This window comes from Enterobacter sp. 22452 (assembly GCF_052045065.1).
GTDB classification, from domain to species: domain Bacteria; phylum Pseudomonadota; class Gammaproteobacteria; order Enterobacterales; family Enterobacteriaceae; genus Enterobacter; species Enterobacter mori.
This window is the reverse complement of record NZ_JBQEOB010000002.1, coordinates 841,580-861,245: the sequence shown is the minus strand read 5'-3', so window position 1 is coordinate 861,245 and position 19,666 is coordinate 841,580. Positions and strand designations below refer to the sequence as shown.

Annotated in this window: 20 protein-coding genes; 12 read left to right on the top strand and 8 right to left on the bottom strand. The window is 55.9% G+C overall.

The features are described from left to right. Positions 1-261 precede the first annotated feature (261 nt). Both ACTJJA_RS09270 and bglB read left to right on the top strand, forming a co-directional pair. Positions 262-1,845 carry an MFS transporter gene (locus tag ACTJJA_RS09270; protein WP_089598184.1) on the top strand — a complete coding sequence of 528 codons (1,584 nt, stop codon included), beginning with the start codon at positions 262-264 and terminating at the stop codon, positions 1,843-1,845. A gap of 4 nt (positions 1,846-1,849) precedes the next feature. Continuing rightward, entirely contained in the window at positions 1,850-2,989 is a 1,140-nt protein-coding gene (gene bglB / locus ACTJJA_RS09265; RefSeq protein WP_440667732.1) for a beta-galactosidase BglB, read from the top strand. Between the two features lie 75 nt (positions 2,990-3,064). Here bglB and argS read toward each other — a convergent pair whose 3' ends face one another. Beyond that, entirely contained in the window at positions 3,065-4,798 is a 1,734-nt protein-coding gene (gene argS / locus ACTJJA_RS09260) for an arginine--tRNA ligase (RefSeq protein ID WP_221550416.1), read from the bottom strand. 239 nt (positions 4,799-5,037) lie between these two features. On the opposite strand from argS, the gene ACTJJA_RS09255 reads away from it, so the two are divergent. Together ACTJJA_RS09255 and cutC are read left to right on the top strand one after the other, a co-directional pair. Next, positions 5,038-5,598, top strand: coding sequence for a VOC family protein (locus ACTJJA_RS09255; protein WP_440667559.1), 561 nt, complete (start codon positions 5,038-5,040; stop codon positions 5,596-5,598). 78 nt (positions 5,599-5,676) lie between these two features. Further along, complete coding sequence (cutC, locus tag ACTJJA_RS09250) at positions 5,677-6,420, top strand: copper homeostasis protein CutC (RefSeq protein WP_440667556.1); 744 nt, start codon at positions 5,677-5,679, stop codon at positions 6,418-6,420. A gap of 175 nt (positions 6,421-6,595) precedes the next feature. On the opposite strand, the gene cmoB is transcribed toward cutC, so the two are convergent. From cmoB to ACTJJA_RS09225, 5 genes are read right to left on the bottom strand one after another with little or no spacing between them, the layout of a single operon-like run. Then, entirely contained in the window at positions 6,596-7,567 is a 972-nt protein-coding gene (gene cmoB / locus ACTJJA_RS09245; protein ID WP_440667554.1) for a tRNA 5-methoxyuridine(34)/uridine 5-oxyacetic acid(34) synthase CmoB, read from the bottom strand. Beyond that, entirely contained in the window at positions 7,564-8,307 is a 744-nt protein-coding gene (gene cmoA, locus ACTJJA_RS09240; protein ID WP_440667552.1) for a carboxy-S-adenosyl-L-methionine synthase CmoA, read from the bottom strand. Before cmoA ends, cmoB begins: the two co-directional genes overlap by 4 nt. Before the next feature lie 40 nt (positions 8,308-8,347). Beyond that, positions 8,348-8,743 carry an MAPEG family protein gene (locus ACTJJA_RS09235; RefSeq protein ID WP_010432562.1) on the bottom strand — a complete coding sequence of 132 codons (396 nt, stop codon included), beginning with the start codon at positions 8,741-8,743 and terminating at the stop codon, positions 8,348-8,350. Positions 8,744-8,795: 52 nt separating this feature from the next. Then, a complete protein-coding gene (locus ACTJJA_RS09230) occupies positions 8,796-9,614 on the bottom strand; it encodes a DUF72 domain-containing protein (protein ID WP_440667550.1) in 819 nt (272 codons plus the stop codon). Next, complete coding sequence (locus ACTJJA_RS09225; protein WP_100166021.1) at positions 9,611-10,177, bottom strand: hydrolase; 567 nt, start codon at positions 10,175-10,177, stop codon at positions 9,611-9,613. Before ACTJJA_RS09225 ends, ACTJJA_RS09230 begins: the two co-directional genes overlap by 4 nt. Positions 10,178-10,441: 264 nt before the next feature. Here ACTJJA_RS09225 and aspS point away from each other — a divergent pair, with 264 nt between their 5' ends. From aspS to ruvB, 6 genes are all read left to right on the top strand, one after another. Next, a complete protein-coding gene (gene aspS / locus ACTJJA_RS09220) occupies positions 10,442-12,214 on the top strand; it encodes an aspartate--tRNA ligase (RefSeq protein ID WP_126816313.1) in 1,773 nt (590 codons plus the stop codon). Position 12,215: 1 nt separating this feature from the next. Further along, on the top strand, positions 12,216-12,659 hold the full coding sequence (gene nudB / locus ACTJJA_RS09215; RefSeq protein ID WP_440667547.1) for a dihydroneopterin triphosphate diphosphatase: 444 nt from the start codon (positions 12,216-12,218) through the stop codon (positions 12,657-12,659). 27 nt (positions 12,660-12,686) lie between these two features. Then, on the top strand, positions 12,687-13,427 hold the full coding sequence (locus ACTJJA_RS09210) for a YebC/PmpR family DNA-binding transcriptional regulator (protein WP_040075122.1): 741 nt from the start codon (positions 12,687-12,689) through the stop codon (positions 13,425-13,427). A 34-nt stretch (positions 13,428-13,461) separates the two neighbouring features. After that, positions 13,462-13,983 carry a crossover junction endodeoxyribonuclease RuvC gene (ruvC, locus tag ACTJJA_RS09205; RefSeq protein WP_003859749.1) on the top strand — a complete coding sequence of 174 codons (522 nt, stop codon included), beginning with the start codon at positions 13,462-13,464 and terminating at the stop codon, positions 13,981-13,983. Between the two features lie 81 nt (positions 13,984-14,064). Continuing rightward, positions 14,065-14,679 carry a Holliday junction branch migration protein RuvA gene (gene ruvA, locus ACTJJA_RS09200; RefSeq protein ID WP_010432577.1) on the top strand — a complete coding sequence of 205 codons (615 nt, stop codon included), beginning with the start codon at positions 14,065-14,067 and terminating at the stop codon, positions 14,677-14,679. Between the two features lie 8 nt (positions 14,680-14,687). Then, positions 14,688-15,698, top strand: coding sequence for a Holliday junction branch migration DNA helicase RuvB (gene ruvB, locus ACTJJA_RS09195; RefSeq protein WP_010432579.1), 1,011 nt, complete (start codon positions 14,688-14,690; stop codon positions 15,696-15,698). A gap of 59 nt (positions 15,699-15,757) precedes the next feature. On the opposite strand, the gene znuB is transcribed toward ruvB, so the two are convergent. After that, the gene (gene znuB, locus ACTJJA_RS09190; RefSeq protein WP_440667544.1) at positions 15,758-16,543 is read right to left on the bottom strand and encodes a zinc ABC transporter permease subunit ZnuB; all 786 of its coding nucleotides are present in this window, start codon (positions 16,541-16,543) and stop codon (positions 15,758-15,760) included. After that, on the bottom strand, positions 16,540-17,295 hold the full coding sequence (znuC, locus tag ACTJJA_RS09185; RefSeq protein ID WP_089598190.1) for a zinc ABC transporter ATP-binding protein ZnuC: 756 nt from the start codon (positions 17,293-17,295) through the stop codon (positions 16,540-16,542). The genes znuB and znuC overlap by 4 nt, the downstream gene beginning before the upstream one ends. 77 nt (positions 17,296-17,372) lie before the next feature. Here znuC and znuA point away from each other — a divergent pair, with 77 nt between their 5' ends. Together znuA and mepM are read left to right on the top strand one after the other, a co-directional pair. Continuing rightward, complete coding sequence (znuA, locus tag ACTJJA_RS09180) at positions 17,373-18,317, top strand: zinc ABC transporter substrate-binding protein ZnuA (RefSeq protein ID WP_440667730.1); 945 nt, start codon at positions 17,373-17,375, stop codon at positions 18,315-18,317. 15 nt (positions 18,318-18,332) lie between these two features. Further along, a complete protein-coding gene (gene mepM / locus ACTJJA_RS09175; RefSeq protein WP_148399914.1) occupies positions 18,333-19,652 on the top strand; it encodes a murein DD-endopeptidase MepM in 1,320 nt (439 codons plus the stop codon). Positions 19,653-19,666 lie beyond the last annotated feature (14 nt).

The window sequence follows — 19,666 nt, the reverse complement described above, 5'->3', positions numbered from 1 at the left end:
CTGCCTGCCTTTTCGCCAGCCTTCAGGCAAATCTGATGGCTGGCTCGCAAAATTGACCTCACCTTTTGATGCAATAGAAACGCTGTTTTATAAATCAGTGACACGCGTGACGACACTCTTTGCATTTTTGCCATTCCCCCCTGTGCGATGGCAGAAACAGAAAGGTATCAACAAGTCGATACTTTTACTGTAGCCGTGTAAAAACTCCCGGACGAGGTTTGCTTACAGGGAGTCTCCCAAAACTGATTAGGGTTGACGGCAATGAAAACACGTAAAATTGGACTCGCAAATTATCTTGCTTACGGGTCAGGCGATTTCCTCGGCGCGGGTACCACTGCGCTGACGGCGGCCTGGCTTTTGTATTTTTATACCACCTTCTGTGGACTCACACCGATTGAAGCGACGTTCATCTTTGCCGCCGCAAGGGTGCTGGATGCCGTTGTCAGCCCGCTGATGGGCTTTTTGACCGATAACTTTGGTACGACCTGGCTCGGTAAGCGCTTTGGCCGCCGTAAGTTCTTTATTCTGCTGGGGATTCCGTGCGTGTTCAGCTACTCGCTGATGTGGGTAGGGGACATGAGCTTCTGGTACTACCTGCTGACCTATTTGGTGTTTGATATTGTCTACACGATGATTCTGGTGCCGTACGAAACGCTGGTACCGGAAATGACCGATGACTTTAAACAGAAAACCAAGTTCTCCGGGGCGCGTATCTCAATGGCGCAGATGTCCGCCATTCTGGCCTCCTTCCTGCCGGGGATCCTGCTGACCCATTTCGGGAAAGACAACGCGGTTTCCTTCTTCTACGCAAGCCTGGTTTTCTCTGTGCTCTGCGCGCTGATGCTGACCTTCGTTTGGTTCTTTACCTGGGAGCGCCCGCGTGAGGAGTGGTCTGAAGCGGCGCTGCGTGCCGAAGAGGAGAAGAAGAAGCTGACGCTGGGCCAGAGCCTGAACCGTCTGTTCGTGGAGTTAAGCTCGACGCTGCGTATTAAGATTTTCCGCCAGCATCTGGGTATGTACCTCGGTGGGTACATCGCGCAGGACGTCTTTAACGCGGTGTTCACCTACTACGTGGTGTTCGTACTGATGCAGGAAGCCTCTATGGCGTCCAACCTGCTGGGCACGATGGCCATCTTCCAGTTCCTGGCCGTAATCGGGATGATCCCGCTGTGCATTCGCTTCGGGCCTGCGCCGTCTTACCGCATGGTGGTGGTGCTGTTCGGTCTGGCATCAATTTCTTACGCCGTGCTCTACTACGCGGGTCTGAGCGACGTTTACTCTCTGCTGTTGCTGATCTCTGCGGTGGCGGGCCTCGGTCGCGGCGGTATCAACTACGTACCGTGGAACACCTACACCTACATTGCCGACGTGGATGAAGTGATCACCGGCCAGCGCCGCGAGGGGATCTTCGCGGGCATCATGACCCTAACCCGTAAGGCGTCACAGGCTGGTGCGGTGATGCTGGTGGGCATCGTGATGCAGATGTCCGGCTTCGTCAGCGGTCAGAAAGTGCAGCCTGCGGAAGTGAGCCACACTATTCTGATGATCCTGAGCGTGGGCACCATTCTGGTGCTGTTCTGCGGCTTCCTCGTTTCCCTGCGCTTCAAGCTCAATTTGCAGACCCACAGCACGCTGCGCGAAGAGACCGCCAAAATGCGCGAGTCCGGCCGGGCGATGCCAGAAGCCGCTACGCCGCAGGCCCGCGAGACAGTGGAAATGCTGGCCGGCATACCTTACGAGTCACTGTGGGGCAACAACAACATTGGTTATCTGAATCGTAATAAACCGGCGGCACCTTCGCTGAAGGATCGTGCGGTACTGAATTCGACATACAACAGAGGTTAAGATGATGAAAGTTTGGCCTGTCAAACATAGCCCGTTACTGCGTCAACCCGAGCGCTTTATCGCCCGGGACGAGCTGAAGTCGCTGATTCAAAAGGTGACGCATAACCTGGTCAATATCCACGACAAAACGGGGCAATTTTTGCTGCGGCTGGACGACGGGCGCGTAATCGACACCAAAGGCTGGGCCGGATGGGAATGGACGCACGGCGTCGGCCTGTATGGGATCTGGCAGTACTACTGCCAGACCGGCGACGAAGGTATGCGCGAGATTATCGACGGCTGGTTTGCCGACCGTTTTGCGGAAGGCGCAACCACCAAAAACGTGAATACCATGTCGCCGTTCCTGACGCTGGCCTATCGCTACGAAGAGACGAAAAACCCGGCCTGGCTGCCGTGGCTGGAAAGCTGGGCGGAATGGGCGATGAATGAGATGCCGCGCACCGAACACGGTGGCATGCAGCACATCACCCTCGCGGAAGAGAACCACCAGCAGATGTGGGACGACACGCTGATGATGACGGTCCTGCCGCTGGCGAAAATCGGCAAGCTGCTCAACAAGCCGGAGTACGTTGAAGAGGCGGTCTATCAGTTCCTGCTGCACGTGCAAAACCTGATGGATCGGGAGACCGGCCTGTGGTTCCACGGCTGGAGCTACGACGGCAACCATAACTTCGCCAATGCCCGCTGGGCGCGCGGCAACAGCTGGCTCACTATCGTCATCCCGGACTTCCTCGAGCTGGTGGATCTGCCGGAAAACAACGCAGTGCGCCGCTATCTGGTGCAGGTGCTGAACGCGCAGGTTGCGGCGCTGGCGAAATGTCAGGACGAGAGTGGGCTGTGGCATACGCTGCTCGACGATCCGAATTCGTATCTTGAAGCATCGGCTACCGCCGGGTTTGCTTACGGGATCCTGAAAGCAGTGCGTAAGCGCTATGTTGGGCCAGAATATGGCGAGGTGGCTGAGAAAGCGATTCGCGGTATCGTGAAAAACATCTCGCCGGAAGGGGAGCTGCTGCAAACGTCGTTCGGTACGGGGATGGGAAGCGATCTTGAGTTTTATCGCCAGATCCCGCTGACGTCGATGCCGTACGGACAGGCGATGGCGATACTGTGTCTGACGGAGTATTTGCGGAAATACTTCTGAACCTGTGGATATCCCCGGTGGCGCTGCGCTTACCGGGGCTACAAAACAAAACCCGGCTTGCGCCGGGTTTTGTTTTTACATACGTTCTACGGTTTCGATACCCAGGGTATCCAGACCCAGCTTCAGGGTCTTCGCCGTGAGCTGCGCCAGCTTCAGGCGGCTGTTGCGAACCGCTTCGCTTTCTGCCGATAGGATAGGGCAGTGCTCGTAGAAGCCGGAGAACAGACCCGCCAGATCGTACAGGTAAGCACACATCACGTGCGGCGTACCGTCACGTGCCACAACCGTCAGCGTCTCTTCGAACTGCAGCAGACGCGCTGCCAGCTGTGCTTCGCGATCTTCGGTGATGCTCACCGTGGCGTTAGCCAGCACGCTTTCGTCGATGTTTGCCTTACGGAACACGGAGAGCACGCGGGTGTAGGCATACTGCATATAGGGTGCAGTGTTGCCTTCGAATGCCAGCATGTTATCCCAGTCAAAGATATAGTCGGTGGTACGGTTCTTGGACAGATCCGCGTATTTCACCGCGCCGATACCGACAGCATTAGCCAGTTTTTCCAGCTCGTCAGCAGGCATGTCCGGGTTCTTCTCCGCGACCAGACGGCGGGCGCGTTCCAGCGCTTCGTCCAGCAGGTCAGAAAGCTTCACGGTGCCGCCCGCGCGGGTTTTGAACGGCTTACCGTCTTTACCCAGCATCATACCGAACATGTGGTGTTCCAGCGGTACGGAATCCGGCACGTAACCGGCTTTACGCACGATGGTCCATGCCTGCATCAGGTGCTGGTGCTGGCGGGAGTCGATGTAATACAGCACGCGGTCTGCATGCAGGGTTTCGTAACGGTATTTCGCACAGGCGATATCGGTGGTGGTATAGAGATAGCCGCCATCCTTTTTCTGGATGATGACGCCCATCGGTTCGCCTTCCTTGTTTTTGTACTCATCAAGGAACACCACCGTTGCACCTTCGCTCTCTACCGCCAGACCTTTGGCTTTCAGGTCTGCCACAATGCCAGGCAGCATTGGGTTATAGAGGCTTTCACCCATCACGTCGTCGCGGGTCAGGGTGACGTTCAGACGGTTATAGGTCAGCTGGTTCTGGGACATGGTGATGTCAACCAGCTTGCGCCACATCTCGAGGAAGTATTGATCCCCGCCCTGCAGTTTCACCACGTAGCTACGCGCGCGCTCGGCGAAGGCTTCGTCTTCGTCGTAGTGTTTTTTGGCTTCACGGTAGAACCCTTCCAGGTCCGCCAGCGCCATCTCGCCTGCGTTTTCCTGCTGCTGTTTTTCCAGGTAAGCAATCAGCATACCGAACTGGGTTCCCCAGTCGCCCACGTGGTTCGCGCGGATCACTTTATGGCCGAGGAATTCATTGGTACGCACGGAGGCGTCGCCGATAATGGTGGAACGCAGGTGACCAACGTGCATCTCTTTTGCGACGTTTGGCGCGGAGTAGTCGATCACGATGGTCTGCGCCTTCGGCTGGGAAACGCCCAGACGGTCTGATTTCAGCGCCGCGTCAACGTGGCTTGCCAGGAAAGCGGGCTCGAGGAAGATGTTGATAAAGCCCGGACCGGCGATTTCAGTCTTACTGGCAATCCCGGTGAGATCCAGATGCGTCAGTACCTGCTCAGCGAGCTGTCGCGGCGGCATGCCCAGTTTTTTAGCCACTGCCATCACGCCATTAGCCTGATAGTCGCCAAACTGTACTTTTGCTGACTGACGAACCTGCGGTTCGCAATCCGCAGGCGCACCTGCGGCAATCAGTGCCTGACTGACTTTTTCTGAGAGAAGAGCCTGAATATTCACCTGGATACCTTACGTTTTTGGTGCGGGGGAACAACGACCCGCGCCCGTTAAAGAATTTAGGGCGGGAGTATACTGCAAATGCCCTCTGGCGTCAGCACTGCGGGGGCTGAAGATAGTACAGAATCCAGGCTAAGAAGGTGTGCATAATCATGCAGTCGTAAAAACCCCTATTCTGCGGTTGGTCGAAAGAGGGGAACAGAGTAAATTAGCGGCTTTGCGACATGATAAGAGACTGACGTATGGCGAACTGGCAAACCATTGACGAACTGCATGATATTTCCGCAGATTTACCGCGCTTCACTCAGGCGTTCACAGAACTTGCCACCCGCCTGGGTCTGGATATCGCACCGCTTGAGGCCGATCACATTTCTCTGCGCTGCCATCAGAATGCGACAGCCGAGCGCTGGCGTCGCGGTTTCAAGCAGTGCGGTGAACTGCTTTCTGAGAATATCATTAACGGTCGCCCAATCTGCCTGTTCAAACTGCATGAACCGGTGTGTGTCGCGCACTGGCAATTCACCGTGGTTGAACTGCCGTGGCCGGGTGAGAAACGCTATCCGCATGAAGGCTGGGAGCATATTGAAATTGTTTTGCCGGGCGAGCCTGAAACGCTGAATGCGCGCGCGCTGGCGCTGTTATCCGACGCGGGCTTAAGCCAGCCGGGTATCTATGTGAAAACGAGTTCACCAAAAGGTGAGCGCGAGCGTTTACCCAATCCGACGCTTGCCGTTACTGACGGACAGGTCACGGTGAAATTTCATCCGTGGACGATCGAACAGATCGTTGCCAGTGAAGCGTAAGAGTTGTGAGTTCAGGCCGGGACCGAAAAGGGATGGCGTGACATGATGGTTCGTTGAGTGGAAATTAAGGAGGATTAAATGGCGCTGCTGGAGATTTGTTGTTACAGCGTGGAGTGTGCCGTGACCGCGCAGGAGCAGGGTGCAGACCGCATTGAACTGTGCGCGGCACCGAAAGAAGGCGGGCTGACGCCCTCCTGCGGGGTGTTAAAGTCTGCCCGTCAGGCCGTCACGATCCCCGTTCACCCGATTATTCGTCCGCGCGGCGGTGATTTTTGTTACACGGCGGGCGAGTTCAGTGCCATGCTTGATGATATTGCGCTCGTTCGGGAACTGGGGTTCCCGGGGCTGGTTACCGGTCTGCTGGATGAAGACGGCAATATTGATATACCGCGCATGCGTCAGGTCATAAGCGCCGCGCAGGGGCTGGCCGTCACTTTTCATCGTGCATTTGATATGTGTAAAGATCCGCTTCAGGCCTTTGAAACGCTTGGAGAACTTGGCGTGGCGCGCATTTTGACATCGGGTCAGCAGTCGTCAGCTGAAAAAGGACTGCAATTAATTACGGAACTAAAAGCACATTCCGGTGTTCCAATAATCATGGCGGGCGCAGGAGTACGCGCCAGCAATCTGGAACTGTTTTTAGACGCAGGGGTAGAAGAGCTTCACAGCTCTGCCGGGAAATGGATACCGTCACCCATGCGTTATCGCAATACAGGGTTGTCTATGTCGACGGATGCTGAAGCGGATGAGTACTCGCGCTACGGTGTAGATGGAGAGTCGGTTGCGGTAATGAAATCGTTGATTGAACGTCATCACGTGTAGCAACGTACCGATTTTTACCGCGCATCATGTCGCCCAATATGATGCTTGCTTGTACCAGGCCCCTGCAATTTCAACAGGGGCCTTTTTTTCTCCTGCGCCCGGTGGCGCTTCGCTTACCGGGCCTACAACATCGGGAGTAGGCCCGGTAAGGCGCAGCCGCCACCCGGCTAAAAGGCTACGGCTTGGTCGCAATCAACACTGCACGCATCGGGGCCGGGTAGCCTTCAATGGTTTTGCTGTGGTCGGCTGGGTCGAGGAACTGCTCCAGCGATTCGGTGATCATCCAGTCGGTGCGGCGCTGTTCTTCGAGAGAGGTCACGCTGACATCCGCAATCCGCACATCCACAAACCCGCATTTTTCCAGCCAGTTCTTCAGCGCCAGCGCGGAAGGGATGAAATAGACGTTGCGCATCTGCGCGTAGCGATCGCCCGGCACCAGAACGGCATGTTCATCACCTTCAATCACCAGCGTTTCCAGCACCAGTTCGCCGCCGCTGACCAGCTGATCTTTCAGTTGCCAGAGATGTTCAAGCGGGGAACGACGGTGGTACAGCACGCCCATGGAAAAGACGGTATCAAAGGCTTTCAGGGCAGGGAGTTGCTCAATGCCCAGCGGCAGCAGGTGCGCGCGCTGGTCGTTGCCCAGCAGTTTACGCACCGCTTCAAACTGGCACAGGAACAGCTGCATCGGGTCGATACCGACGGCCAGATGGGCACCTGCGCCGATCATGCGCCACATGTGGTAACCGCTGCCGCAGCCCACGTCCAGAATGGTGCGCCCGCTCAGGTCTGAAAGATGTGGCAGAACGCGATCCCATTTCCAGTCTGAGCGCCATTCGGTATTAATGTCCACACCGTACAGCGAGAACGGCCCTTTGCGCCACGGCATCAGGTTACGCATCAGGGTCTCGATGCGGTTTATCTGCCCGGCAGGGAGCGGCTCTTGACTTTCCGCCGTCACGCTGTGCAGCAGATCCAGACGGTGCGGCGTCAGCTCCGGCAGAAACTCCACCGCGTTGGACCACTGCTTAAGCAGCCCATGCTGCTGATCGCGCTGCCAGGTGGCGATTTGCGCAGGCAGGGTTTCCAGCCAGTGGGAGAGGTGATTTTTTGCAATCAGCTGATAGAAGTTGCCGAACTCAATCATGCTGCATCCTCAGCTTTCAGCGCCACCAGAGAGCCAAAGTTAAAGCACTGGAACCACAGTTCACTGTGCTCAAATCCCGCTTTGCGCAGGCGCGCCTTGTGGGTTTCTACGGAGTCCGTCAGCATCACGTTTTCGAGCATGCTGCGTTTCTGGCTGATCTCCAGCTCGCTGTAGCCGTTCGCACGCTTGAAATCGTGGTGCATGTTGAACAGCAGTTCGCCTACGTTAGCGTCTTCAAAGCTAAACTTCTCTGAGAGCACCAGCGCACCGCCGGGGTTCAGACCTTTATAAATTTTGTCCAGCAGCAGCTGGCGGTCTTCAGGCACCAGGAACTGCAGGGTAAAATTCAGTACCACCATCGACGCGTTTCTGATCTCGATATCACGAATATCGCCTTCCACCACCTCGACAGGGGTGGGTGCTTTATAGGCGTCAATGTGGCGGCGACAGCGTTCGACCATGGCCGGAGAGTTATCGACGGCAATGATTTTGCAGTCATCCTGACGTACGTTACGACGGATCGACAGCGTTGCCGCGCCGAGCGAACAGCCCAGATCATAGACCTGCGTGCCGGGTTGAACGAAACGTTCAGCCAGCATGCCGATCATAGAAATAATATTGGAGTAACCGGGAACAGAGCGCTGGATCATATCCGGGAAGACTTCGGCCACCCGTTCATCAAAGGTCCAGTCGCCCAGGCTGGCGATAGGCGCGGAAAAAAGCGTGTCGCGATCTGACATAACGTAAAAATCCGGGAAAAATAAAGGGGCGTATTGTGCGCTAACGGAAGGAGAAAACCAACTCCCACGGCATATACCAAAGGTTAGCCAGCACCATCAGCACAAGCGAACACCAGGTCGCGCTCATGCCGGAACGACGCCAGCGAAATACGCGGTGGTGGTAGCCATAATAATGCATTAACCGACCCGCAATCAGGAGCAGGCCGCAGACGTGCACCATCCAGGTTTCTGCCCCGTTCATTTCCATAAACAGCAGCAGGATCAGTGCGACGGGAATGTATTCAACCGCGTTACCGTGAATGCGAATGGCGCTCTGCAGTTCGGAAAAACCACCGTCACCGTAGGAGACGCGGTATTGCATTCGCAGGCGCACAACATCAAATGAAAACTTAATCAGCAGTAATGCACCTAACACCGCATACAGCGCGCTGACCATACAAACTCCCTGTTATTTGGCAGATGGCACCTCTCTATGATAAGTGCCTTCCTCAAAAAAGAGAAGATTGTTGTGGAATAGAAGGGGCGCTGCCGACGGACGGTACCGCGGCCTGCAAGGCCTGCCAGAGAGCATCGACCAGTTCGGGAGCCTGGGCAATGTCGGGGGTGTGCAGGCAAAGATAGGGTGTGGTCGTTTGCTCCCATTTCGCTAACGTTTGCAGCCAGACGGCGAACATATCCTGATTTTGCTGCATGTTATCGCTGCCGATGAACCTGACCATTGGATTTTGCGCGGTCACGATGGCGTGCACCGGAACTTTTGGCTTCTTGCGCTGGGCATCCACAATAGCCTCATTATGAGGAATTGCGCTGTGTACCGGGCGGCTATCGAGGATCACCCGGTTAATGGAACGTTCAAGAAGACCGCGATTGAGCGCGCGTTCGGCCTCACCTTTCGCAAAGAAGTCCTGGTGTCGGACTTCAACGCCGTAGGTGAATTCACGGGGCAGAACATCCAGGAACTGCCACAGCGCGGGCAAATCGCGTGGGCCAAAGGTTGCGGGAAGCTGGAGCCAGTATTGGCCAATTCGGTTGGCCAGCGGGGACATGCGCGTAAAGAACTCTTCGGTTAAGTCACCGCAGTTACGCAGCGCGGCGTTGTGGGAGATAGTTGCCGGAAATTTAAAGCAGAAGCGAAACGCGTCCGTGGTTTGTTCCCGCCAGCGCTCAACAATCTCTGCTTTGGGGAGCGCGTACAGCGTGGTATTCCCCTCGACACAGTTGAAGTGTCGGGCATACTCTTCAAGGCTGGTGATGCCCAGACGCACCCATTTTGGGTGCGACCACTGGGGCAGACCCACGTATATCATAAGGCGCTTAAAATCTCGCTTGTGCTGCGTACGCGACCGATGCGCGGGAAGATGTGGGTCATGCTGCCCTGATGCTGCTCCGCAGATGCCGCGCTGCAGGCATCTTCGGCGATCACCAGGTTAAAACCCAGCTCCCAGGCGTTGCGGGCCGTTGACTCCACGCCGATGTTGGTGGAGATCCCGCACAGGATGATGGTGTCGATCCCGCGACGGCGTAGCTGCAGCTCCAGATCGGTGCCGTAGAACGCGCCCCACTGGCGTTTGGTGACTTCGATATCGCTGTCGCGTTTGCCGAGCGAGAGAGGATATGTCCACCAGTTGTCCGGCAATGCGTGCGCGGCAGCCTGTGCGTCAACCGGCTGTTTCAACGCTTCGGCGAAATCCGCTGACCAGCCGACGCGCACCATGATAACAGGCGCACCACTGGCACGGCATTTTTCCGCGAGACGGGCCGCACGGCTGACCACATCGTCAGCGGTATGTGGGCCACCGGCAAAGGGGAGGATCCCTTCCTGTAAATCAATCACCACAAGTGCAGTTTTGGTGGCATCAAGTGTCAACATAGTAACTCCAGTTAAATGAATAGCTTCGGCCACACCTTACGACGTGATTGCCTGTTATCGGTCGGATAATTTTGTTAATTTTTGTGAGAATACGCAATAAGAGAGCAGCAAACGAGCGCCAGGCCGCGCTTCTCTCTTATCGTCCGGCGGAATTTCCAGTATAATAGCCGCCTTTTTTCATCCAGTTGTGACATACAGAAAGCTGCGACATCGTGGCCTGCAAGACAGGCGACAATCAGCCTGCGGCTAATTAAGGGATATCTCATGCGTACAGAATATTGCGGGCAGCTGCGTCAGTCCCACGTCGGGCAGCAGGTTACCCTGTGTGGTTGGGTCAACCGTCGTCGTGATCTTGGTAGCCTTATCTTCATCGATATGCGCGACCGCGAAGGTATCGTTCAGGTGTTCTTCGATCCGGATCGTGCAGAGGCGTTGAAGCTGGCTTCTGAACTGCGTAATGAGTTCTGCATTCAGGTCACCGGCACCGTGCGTGCGCGTGACGAGAAAAACGTTAACGCAGACATGGCGACCGGTGCGATTGAAGTCCTGGCGTCTGACCTCGTTATCATCAACCGTGCTGAAGCGCTGCCGCTGGACTCAAACCACGTCAACACTGAAGAAGCGCGTCTTAAGTATCGTTACCTGGATCTGCGTCGCCCGGAGATGGCTCAGCGCCTGAAAACCCGTGCGAAAATCACCAGCCTGGTGCGTCGTTTTATGGATGACCACGGTTTCCTCGATATCGAAACCCCGATGCTGACCAAAGCCACGCCGGAAGGCGCGCGCGATTATCTGGTCCCGTCCCGCGTTCATAAAGGCAAATTCTACGCGCTGCCACAGTCTCCTCAGCTGTTCAAACAGCTGCTGATGATGTCCGGCTTCGACCGTTACTATCAGATCGTAAAATGCTTCCGCGACGAAGACCTGCGCGCTGACCGTCAGCCAGAATTTACCCAGATCGACGTCGAAACTTCCTTCATGACCGCCGAGCAGGTGCGTGAAGTGATGGAAGCGCTGGTGCGCGGCCTGTGGAACGACGTGAAAGGCGTTGAGCTGGGTGACTTCCCAATCATGACCTTCGCCGAAGCCGAGCGCCGTTACGGTTCTGATAAACCAGACCTGCGTAACCCGATGGAGCTGGTGGACGTGGCAGACCTGGTGAAAGCCGTTGAGTTTGCGGTATTTGCTGGCCCGGCTAACGATCCGAAAGGTCGCGTCGCGGCCCTGCGCGTTCCGGGCGGTGCGGCCCTGAGCCGTAAGCAGATCGACGACTACGGTAACTTCATTAAGATCTACGGTGCGAAAGGTCTGGCCTATATTAAAGTGACCGAACGTGCAAAAGGTCTGGAAGGTATCACCAGCCCGGTAGCGAAATTCCTGAACGCAGACATCGTGGAAGCGATCCTTGAGCGCACAGGCGCACAGGACGGCGACATGATTTTCTTCGGTGCAGACAATAAGAAAGTCGTGGCGGATGCGATGGGCGCGCTGCGTCTGAAGCTCGGCAAAGACCTGAACCTGACCGACGAAAACAAATGGGCGCCGCTGTGGGTTATCGACTTCCCAATGTTTGAAGACGACGGTGAAGGCGGTCTGACCGCAATGCACCACCCGTTCACCTCGCCAAAAGACATGAGTGCGGCAGAGCTGAAAGCGGCGCCGGAAGACGCGGTCGCGAACGCTTACGATATGGTTATCAACGGCTATGAAGTGGGCGGCGGTTCCGTGCGTATTCACAGCGGCGAAATGCAGCAGACCGTGTTTGGCATTCTCGGCATTAACGAGCAAGAGCAGCGCGAGAAATTCGGCTTCCTGCTGGACGCCCTGAAATACGGCACGCCTCCACACGCGGGTCTGGCATTTGGTCTTGACCGTCTGACCATGCTGCTGACCGGCACCGATAACATCCGTGATGTTATTGCCTTCCCGAAAACCACTGCTGCCGCGTGTCTGATGACCGAAGCGCCAAGCTTTGCCAACCCGGCCTCTCTGGCTGAGTTGGGCATTGAAGTGGTGAAGAAGGAAGAGAAAAACTGATATGGCATATAAGCTTCCCGTTTCTGTCCTGGTGGTCATTTATGCAGAAGACACGAAGCGGGTGCTGATGTTGCAGCGGCGCGACGATCCTGATTTCTGGCAGTCGGTTACCGGCAGTCTGGAAGAGGGGGAGACTGCGCCGCAGGCCGCCGCGCGTGAAGTAAAGGAAGAGGTCGCCATTGATGTTGCTCGCGAGCAACTGACCCTGAAGGACTGTCAGCGCACGGTGGAGTTTGAAATTTTTAGCCATTTACGTCATCGCTATGCGCCGGGTATCGAACGCAATACGGAATCGTGGTTCTGTCTTGCGCTTCCCCACGAACGGGAGATCGTGTTCACTGAACACCTGACCTACCGCTGGATGAATGCGGCGGATGCCGCCGCACTCACCAAGTCGTGGAGCAACCGGCAGGCGATTGAAGAATTTGTAATTAACGCTGCCTGAAAAGGCGCGCTCTTTGAGGATATTTTTATGGCAGGTCATAGTAAGTGGGCCAACACCAAACACCGCAAAGCGGCACAGGATGCCAAGCGCGGTAAGATCTTTACCAAAATCATTCGCGAGCTGGTGACTGCAGCGCGTCTGGGCGGCGGCGATGCGGGTTCTAACCCACGTCTGCGTGCAGCGATCGATAAAGCGCTGTCAAACAACATGACGCGTGACACCCTGAACCGTGCAATCGCACGTGGCGTGGGCGGTGATGAAGACGCGAACATGGAAACCATCATTTATGAAGGTTACGGTCCTGGCGGTACAGCGGTAATGGTTGAATGTCTGTCTGACAACCGTAACCGTACCGTAGCGGAAGTGCGTCATGCGTTCACCAAAACAGGTGGTAACCTGGGCACTGACGGTTCCGTGGCTTACCTGTTCAGCAAAAAAGGCGTCATCTCCTTCGAGAAAGGCGACGAAGATGTGATCATGGAAGCGGCACTGGAAGCCGGTGCGGAAGACGTGGTGACCTTTGACGACGGTGCTATCGACGTCTACACCGCGTGGGAAGAGATGGGTGCGGTGCGCGACGCGCTGGAAGCGGCTGGCCTGAAAGCTGACAACGCTGAAGTCTCCATGATCCCGTCCACCAAAGCGGATATGGATGCAGAGACTGCGCCAAAACTGCTGCGTCTTATCGACATGCTCGAAGACTGCGACGACGTGCAGGAAGTGTATCACAACGGTGAAATCTCTGATGAGGTTGCAGCGACTCTCTAATGAGAGCGTATAAATCCGTTACAGGAGACGCGTGATGTCGATTATTCTCGGGATTGACCCAGGCTCACGCGTCACCGGTTATGGCGTTATCCGTCAGGTTGGACGCCAGCTAACCTACCTGGGCAGTGGCTGTATTCGCACCAAAGTCGACGATTTGCCGTCGCGTCTGAAGCTCATTTATGCGGGCGTGTCGGAGATCATCACCCAGTTTCAGCCTGACTATTTCGCCATTGAGCAGGTCTTTATGGCGAAAAACGCTGATTCGGCGCTAAAGCTCGGTCAGGCGCGCGGCGTTGCCATCGTCGCTGCCGTGAACCAGGATTTGCCGGTATTCGAATACGCGGCAAGACAGGTTAAGCAGACGGTGGTGGGCATCGGTAGCGCGGAGAAAAGCCAGGTGCAGCATATGGTGCGTACCTTGCTGAAGCTTCCCGCGAACCCGCAGGCCGACGCCGCCGATGCGCTGGCCATTGCGATTACCCACTGTCACGTCAGCCAGAACGCGATGCAGATGAGCGAGTCGCGGCTTAATCTGGCACGAGGCAGGTTACGATAATAAGAAATCAGGCTGGATAAACATCCAGCCTTTTTTTATTATGTCGCCAGTCAACATTTTTCCAGAACGCAGGAGCGTCACGTGATAGGCAGACTCAGAGGCATCATCATTGAAAAACAACCCCCGTTAGTGCTGCTGGAAGTGGGTGGCGTGGGCTATGAAGTCCATATGCCGATGACCTGCTTCTACGAGCTGCCGGACGCGGGCAAAGAGGCGATTGTCTTTACCCAGTTCGTGGTGCGTGAAGATGCCCAACTGCTGTACGGCTTCAATAACAAGCAGGAACGCACCCTGTTCCGCGAACTGATTAAAACCAACGGCGTCGGACCGAAGCTGGCGCTGGCGATATTATCCGGCATGTCCGCTCCACAGTTTGTGAATGCCGTTGAGCGCGAAGATCCTGCTGCGTTGATCAAACTGCCGGGTATCGGCAAGAAAACCGCCGAGCGTTTGATTGTCGAAATGAAAGACCGCTTTAAAGGTCTGCACGGCGATCTGTTTACCCCGGCGGCTGACCTGGTGCTGACGTCCCCGGGCGCGCCTGCGTCGGATGACGATGCGGAACAGGAAGCGGTTGCTGCGCTGGTGGCGCTGGGCTATAAACCTCAGGAGGCCAGCCGTATGGTGAGTAAAATTGCCAAACCGGATGCCAGCAGTGAAACCCTGATTCGTGAAGCGCTGCGCGCTGCATTGTGAGGTAAAGGATGATTGAAGCAGACCGCCTGGTATCGGCAGGCACAATTCAGGCAGATGACGTGGTGGATCGCGCGATCCGCCCAAAACTGCTTGATGAGTATATCGGCCAGCCGCAGGTTCGTTCCCAGATGGAGATCTTCATCCAGGCGGCAAAACTTCGCGGCGATGCGCTCGATCACCTGTTGATTTTTGGCCCTCCGGGTTTGGGGAAAACGACCCTGGCGAATATCGTCGCCAATGAAATGGGCGTGAATCTGCGCACCACCTCCGGTCCGGTGCTGGAGAAAGCGGGCGATCTGGCTGCAATGCTCACCAACCTTGAGCCGCACGACGTGCTGTTTATTGATGAAATCCACCGTCTGTCGCCGGTGGTGGAGGAAGTGCTCTATCCGGCGATGGAAGACTACCAGCTGGATATCATGATCGGCGAAGGTCCAGCCGCGCGTTCCATTAAAATCGATCTGCCGCCGTTTACCCTGATTGGCGCCACGACCCGCGCCGGGTCGTTAACTTCTCCGCTGCGCGACCGTTTCGGCATCGTGCAGCGCCTGGAGTTTTACCAGGTGCCCGATCTCCAGCATATTGTTGGCCGTAGCGCCCGCTATATGGGGCTGGAGATGAGCGAAGAGGGCGCGTTTGAAGTGGCGAAGCGTTCTCGCGGTACGCCGCGTATCGCAAACCGCCTGCTGCGCCGCGTGCGTGACTTTGCCGAAGTGAAGCATGATGGCACGATTTCGGCAGAGATCGCCGCCCAGGCGCTGGATATGTTGAATGTCGATGCGGAAGGCTTCGATTACATGGACCGTAAGCTACTGCTGGCAGTACTGGATAAGTTCTTTGGCGGCCCGGTCGGGCTGGATAACCTGGCGGCGGCAATCGGAGAAGAGCGAGAGACGATTGAGGATGTGCTGGAGCCGTATCTGATCCAGCAGGGCTTCTTGCAGCGTACGCCGCGTGGACGTATGGCAACGGTGCGGGCGTGGAATCATTTCGGCATTACGCCACCGGCGATGCCGTAATGCATTGTGCCCTCTCCCGGTGGGAGAGGGCCAGGGTGAGGGCACCAGTGCCCTCCATGTTAATTTGCGGTTTTTTTCATCATGCTGACGATAAACAGCGCCGCCGCACACAGCACCACTGACGGCCCCGCTGGCGTGTCATAGAACGCCGAGAAGGTTAGCCCACCCGTTACCGCAATCATCCCGATAATGACGGCCACACCGGCCATCTGCTCAGGCGTACGGGCGAAACGACGCGCGGTTGCCGCAGGGATGATCAGCAGTGACGTGATAATCAGCGCACCGACGAACTTCATCGCCACGCCGATGGTTAATGCCGTCACCAGCATCAGCAGCAGCTTCACGCGCTGCAGCTTCACACCGTCGACAAACGCCAGGTCCGGGCTGACGGTCATCGCCAGCAAATTACGCCACTGCCAGAGCAGAATAGCGAGCACCACTACCACGCCGATGGCGATAGAGATGAGGTCTTCCGGCGTAACGGCCAGCAGGTCGCCAAACAGGTATGCCATCAGGTCAACGCGGATATTCGACATCAGACTGACGACCACCAGGCCGAGAGAGAGGGCGCTATGTGCCATAATGCCAAGCAACGTGTCTATCGCAAGATGAGGGCGTTTCTCCAGCCAGACCAGACCGGCCGCCAGCAGCAGCGTCACCACAATCACCGCGTAGAAGGGATTCACGTCCAGTAGCAGGCCAAAAGCTACCCCTAGCAGAGAAGCATGGGCCAGCGTATCGCCGAAATAGGACATTCTGCGCCACACCACAAACGAGCCCAGCGGGCCCGCAGCGCAGGCAAGCATAATCCCGGCCAGCCAGCCGGGCAGTAACAGTTCAATCATGAGTGTCCGTTTCCCCGGCGCAGGACAATTCGTCCCTGTAAATCATGGCGGTGGTTATGATGATGGCGGTAAATTCCCAGCTGTTCTGCACCACGCGGGCCGAACATTGAGATGAACTCCGGGTGCATCGAGACCACTTCCGGCGTGCCGGAGCAGCAGATGTGATGATTCAGGCACAGCACTTCGTCAGTTTTCGCCATCACCAGATGCAGATCGTGAGAAACCATCAACACCGCGCAATCAAGCTCACGACGAAGCTGGTCGATCAAATCATAAAGCGCAACCTGACCGTTCACGTCCACGCCCTGGGTGGGTTCATCCAGCACCAGCAGCTGCGGGCTGCTCAGTAGTGCACGGGCAAGCAACACGCGCTGGGTTTCACCGCCAGAAAGCTTTTGTAACGGGGCGTCGACAAGATGACCTGCCTGTACGCGTTTCAGTGCGGGGAGGATATCGGCCTTACGGGTACCCGGGCGCAGACGCAGAAAGCGACTGACCGTCAGCGGCAGCGTGGCGTCCAGGTGTAATTTTTGCGGTACATAGCCGATACGCAGTTTATCTTCACGTTTGATAACACCTTCATCGGGAGCTACCAAACCCAGTACCACGCGCACGAGCGTAGATTTGCCTGCGCCATTAGGGCCAAGCAGCGTCAGAATTTTGCCGGGTTTTAGATCCAGTGACACGTCAGAAAGGACGCGGCGCTGACCGAATGATACCGACACATTTTCAAGAGAAACCAAAGTCGTCATGTCAATTTAAGCTTGCAGAAGTCAACGAATGTTATAATATCACATTCCACGCATTCATTACGATGATTAGTCGCATTATGTTACATAAAAATACGCTTCTTTTCGCAGCATTATCCGCTGCGCTTTGGGGGACAACAGCACAAGATGTTAACGCCGCCGTTGTCGCTTCGCTTAAACCGCTTGGATTTATTGCCGCCGCCATTGCTGATGGGGTGACTGAGACCGAGGTTCTGCTCCCGGATGGTGCATCCGAGCACGATTATGCTCTGCGTCCGTCTGATGTAAAACGCTTACAAAACGCGGACTTAGTTGTCTGGATTGGACCAGAAATGGAAGCGTTCATGCAGAAGTCGGCGAAACAGGTACCCGTTGCAAAACAGGTCACTATTGCCGAACTTTCTGGCGTAACGCCGCTGCTCATGAAAGGGGCAGATGACGACGGTGACGAACACGACCACGATCATGCTCACGACGAAAAAGGTGACGAGCATCACCATCACGGCGAGTACAATATGCATCTCTGGCTCTCCTCAGAGATAGCGCGGCTCTCGGCGGTTGCAATCCATGACAAATTAGTGGAACTTATGCCGCAAAGTCGAGTCAAATTCGACGCCAACCTGAAAGCGTTTGAAGCTCAATTAGCTGCAACCGACAAGCAGGTGGGTACCGAGCTCGCACCGCTAAAAGGAAAAGGGTATTTCGTTTTTCATGACGCCTATGGCTATTACGAAAAACACTACGGCCTGACCCCACTGGGGCACTTTACCGTTAACCCTGAAATTCAGCCTGGTGCGCAGCGTTTACATGAGATTAGAACACAGTTGGTTGAGCAAAAAGCGACGTGCGTTTTTGCTGAGCCACAGTTCAGGCCAGCGGTCGTAGAAGCCGTGGCCAGGGGAACATCCGTGCGCATGGGAACCCTTGACCCGCTAGGTACGAACATCCAGTTGAGCAAAGCGAGCTATTCGCAGTTCCTCAGCCAACTGGGGAATCAGTATGCGAGCTGCCTGAAAGGAGATTAACGAGGAAGTGAATACGTGCAACAGATAGCCCGCTCTGTCGCCCTGGCATTTAACAATCTGCCTCGACCCCACCGCGTTATGCTGGGGTCGCTTACAGTTCTCACCTTAGCGGTCGCCGTCTGGCGGCCCTATGTTTACCACCCGAGTTCTGCCCCTATCATTAAAACCATCGAGCTTGAGAAAAGTGAGATCCGTTCGCTGTTGCCTGAGGCCAGTGAACCTATCGACCAGGCTGCTCAGGAAGATGAAGCTATCCCGCAGGATGAGCTGGACGATAAAATCTCCAATGAAGCGGGTATCCATGAATATGTCGTGTCGACCGGTGATACGCTGAGCAGCGTGCTCAACCAGTACGGTATCGACATGGGGAATATCAGCCAGCTCGCGGCCTCGGACAAAGATCTGCGTAATCTGAAAATTGGTCAACAGCTCTCCTGGACCCTAACCGCAGATGGCGATTTACAACGTCTGACCTGGGAGATGTCCCGCCGCGAAACCCGCACCTACGATCGCACTGCAAACGGTTTCAAAATGACCAGCGAAATGCAGCAGGGCGACTGGGTTAACAGCGTGATGAAGGGTACCGTCGGGGCGAGCTTTGTTTCCAGCGCGCGCGATGCCGGGCTGACCAGCGCTGAAATCAGCTCGGTGATCAAAGCCATGCAGTGGCAGATGGATTTCCGCAAACTGAAAAAAGGCGACGAATTCTCCGTGCTGATGTCCCGCGAAATGCTGGACGGTAAGCGCGAGCAGAGCCAGCTGGTGGGCGTTCGTTTACGCTCTGATGGCAAAGATTATTACGCGATCCGTGCCGAAGACGGTAAGTTCTACGACCGAAGCGGTACGGGGCTTGCGAAGGGCTTCCTGCGCTTCCCAACGGCTAAGCAGTTCCGTGTCTCCTCAAACTTCAACCCGCGCCGTCTTAACCCTGTCACCGGACGCGTTGCGCCGCACCGTGGTGTAGACTTCGCGATGCCACAAGGTACGCCAGTGCTGTCGGTTGGCGATGGCGAAGTGGTCATGGCAAAACGCAGCGGTGCGGCAGGGTATTACGTGGCTATCCGTCACGGTCGTACTTACACCACGCGCTATATGCACCTGCGTAAGCTGCTGGTTAAACCTGGCCAGAAAGTGAAGCGTGGCGACCGCATTGCGCTCTCGGGTAACACCGGACGTTCAACCGGCCCACATCTCCACTATGAAGTGTGGATCAACCAGCAGGCCGTGAATCCGCTGACGGCGAAATTGCCGCGTACCGAAGGTCTGACGGGTAAAGATCGTACCGATTACCTGGCACAGGTCAAAGAGGTGATGCCACAGCTGCGCTTTGATTAAGCCCTCTGTTTGTT

Coding starts and splice junctions, on each gene's coding strand:
- ACTJJA_RS09270 (WP_089598184.1), top strand. CDS start 262: ATGAAAACACGTAAAATTGGACTCGCAAATTATCTTGCTTACGGGTCA.
- bglB (WP_440667732.1), top strand. CDS start 1,850: ATGAAAGTTTGGCCTGTCAAACATAGCCCGTTACTGCGTCAACCCGAG.
- ACTJJA_RS09255 (WP_440667559.1), top strand. CDS start 5,038: ATGGCGAACTGGCAAACCATTGACGAACTGCATGATATTTCCGCAGAT.
- cutC (WP_440667556.1), top strand. CDS start 5,677: ATGGCGCTGCTGGAGATTTGTTGTTACAGCGTGGAGTGTGCCGTGACC.
- cmoB (WP_440667554.1), bottom strand. CDS start 7,567: ATGATTGAGTTCGGCAACTTCTATCAGCTGATTGCAAAAAATCACCTC.
- cmoA (WP_440667552.1), bottom strand. CDS start 8,307: ATGTCAGATCGCGACACGCTTTTTTCCGCGCCTATCGCCAGCCTGGGC.
- ACTJJA_RS09235 (WP_010432562.1), bottom strand. CDS start 8,743: ATGGTCAGCGCGCTGTATGCGGTGTTAGGTGCATTACTGCTGATTAAG.
- ACTJJA_RS09230 (WP_440667550.1), bottom strand. CDS start 9,614: ATGATATACGTGGGTCTGCCCCAGTGGTCGCACCCAAAATGGGTGCGT.
- ACTJJA_RS09225 (WP_100166021.1), bottom strand. CDS start 10,177: ATGTTGACACTTGATGCCACCAAAACTGCACTTGTGGTGATTGATTTA.
- aspS (WP_126816313.1), top strand. CDS start 10,442: ATGCGTACAGAATATTGCGGGCAGCTGCGTCAGTCCCACGTCGGGCAG.
- nudB (WP_440667547.1), top strand. CDS start 12,216: ATGGCATATAAGCTTCCCGTTTCTGTCCTGGTGGTCATTTATGCAGAA.
- ACTJJA_RS09210 (WP_040075122.1), top strand. CDS start 12,687: ATGGCAGGTCATAGTAAGTGGGCCAACACCAAACACCGCAAAGCGGCA.
- ruvC (WP_003859749.1), top strand. CDS start 13,462: ATGTCGATTATTCTCGGGATTGACCCAGGCTCACGCGTCACCGGTTAT.
- ruvB (WP_010432579.1), top strand. CDS start 14,688: ATGATTGAAGCAGACCGCCTGGTATCGGCAGGCACAATTCAGGCAGAT.
- znuB (WP_440667544.1), bottom strand. CDS start 16,543: ATGATTGAACTGTTACTGCCCGGCTGGCTGGCCGGGATTATGCTTGCC.
- znuC (WP_089598190.1), bottom strand. CDS start 17,295: ATGACGACTTTGGTTTCTCTTGAAAATGTGTCGGTATCATTCGGTCAG.
- znuA (WP_440667730.1), top strand. CDS start 17,373: ATGTTACATAAAAATACGCTTCTTTTCGCAGCATTATCCGCTGCGCTT.